We start from the raw sequence: 1,991 nt of genomic DNA on the forward strand, positions 1-1,991 counted from the left end.
TGGACCTGCCCACCTACGCCTTCCAGCGTCGGCGCCACTGGCTCGACACCGTCACCGCCCGTACCGCCCCCGTCCGCCGCGCGCTCCAGCCTGCCGTGGCCGACGGACCGGACACCGCCGACCTGCCCGACGCCGCCGACCAGGGCCTCGGTTCCGCCGCGCTGCGCGGCGAGCTGGCCCCGCTGGGCCCGGGCGAGCAGGAGGAGGCCCTGCGCCGCCTCGTGCTCGCCCACGCCGCCGCCGCGCTGGGGCACGCCTCGCCGGACGCCGTGGACGCCGAGCGGACGTTCAAGGACCTGGGCTTCGACTCGCACCTGTCGGTCCAGCTGCGCGACGCGCTGAGCACCGAGACCGAGCTGCCGCTGCCCGCCACCCTCCTGTTCGAGTACCCGACTCCGGCCGTCCTGGCCCGGCACCTGCGCGACACGCTCTTCGGCCTGCGGTCCGACGCGTCCGAGTCCTTCGCGCGTACGGCGGCCGACGACGAGCCGGTCGCCATCGTGGCCATGGCCTGCCGCTTCCCGGGCGGCGTGGCGTCGCCCGAGGACCTGTGGGACCTGGTGGCCGCCGAGCGGGACGTCATCGGGGACTTCCCGGTGAACCGCGGCTGGGACCTGGAGAACCTGTACGACCCGCAGCTGGAGCGGCGCGGCACCAGCTACGTGCGGCACGGCGGCTTCCTGCACGACGCCGTCGAGTTCGACCCGGGCTTCTTCGGGATCTCGCCGCGCGAGGCGCTGGCGATGGACCCGCAGCAGCGCCTGCTGCTGGAGACCTCCTGGGAGGCGATCGAGCGGGCGGGGCTGGACCCGACGGGGCTGAAGGGCAGCCAGACCGGCGTGTTCTTCGGCGCGATGTTCCAGGAGTACGGCCCGCAGCTCCAGGAGGGCGCGGAAGGTGTCGACGGGCACCGGCTGACCGGCGGCACGATCAGCGTCGCCTCCGGCCGAGTGGCGTACACCCTCGGCCTGGAGGGCCCCGCCGTCACCGTCGACACGGCCTGCTCCTCGTCGCTGGTGGCGCTGCACTGGGCGGTCCGGTCGCTGCGCGCGGGCGAGTGCTCGATGGCGCTGGCGGGCGGCGTGACGATCATGCCGACGCCCGGCATGTTCGTAGAGCTGAGCCGCCAGGGCGCGCTCTCGCCGGACGGCCGCTGCAAGGCGTTCTCCGCGGCGGCCGACGGCACCGGCTGGGCCGAGGGCGTGGGCGTGCTGCTGGTCGAGCGTCTTTCGGACGCGCGGCGCAACGGGCACCAGGTGCTTGCGGTGATCCGCGGCAGCGCCACCAACCAGGACGGCGCCAGCAACGGCCTCACCGCGCCGCACGGCCCGTCCCAGCAGCGCGTCATCCGCGCCGCGCTGGCCAACGCGGGCCTGTCGCCGTCCGAGGTGGACGTGGTCGAGGCGCACGGTACGGGCACGACCCTGGGCGACCCGATCGAGGCCCAGGCCCTGCTGGCCACCTACGGTCAGGGGCGGCCGGAGGACAGGCCGCTGCGGCTGGGCTCGGTGAAGTCCAACATCGGGCACACCCAGGCCGCGGCGGGCGCGGCCGGCGTGATCAAGATGGTGATGGCGCTGCGGCACGGGGTGCTGCCCAGCACCCTGCACGTGAACGAGCCGTCACCGCACATCGACTGGTCCTCGGGCGCGGTGGAGCTGCTGACCGAGCCGGTGGAGTGGGCCCCGGACGGCCGCCCGCGCCGCGCCGGCGTGTCCTCGTTCGGCATCAGCGGTACGAACGCGCACCTGATCCTCGAAGAGGCGCCCGCCGACGCGGTGCCCGAGCCCGCGAGCCCGCCCGCCGCCGACCAGAGCGGCGACACGCGCCTCGCGGTCGGCAGCGGCCTGGTGCCCTGGATCGTCTCGGGCAGGTCGGAGGCGGCGCTGCGGGCGCAGGGTCAGAGGCTGGCCGCGTTCACGGAGGCTCGTACGGGGCTGTCCGCGTCGGACCTGGGCTGGTCGCTGGTGGCGTCGCGTGCGGTGTTGGAG

At 75.1% G+C, this 1,991-nt stretch carries 1 protein-coding gene; it reads left to right on the forward strand.

Annotated features, from left to right (window positions below; genetic code table 11):
- Positions 1-1,991 (forward strand): beta-ketoacyl synthase N-terminal-like domain-containing protein (locus RKE29_RS29615; protein ID WP_312008797.1); only part of this gene is annotated, 1,991 nt, incomplete at both ends.

Origin of the sequence: Streptomyces sp. B1866 (assembly GCF_031932565.1) — a bacterium.
Classification (GTDB): domain Bacteria; phylum Actinomycetota; class Actinomycetes; order Streptomycetales; family Streptomycetaceae; genus Streptomyces.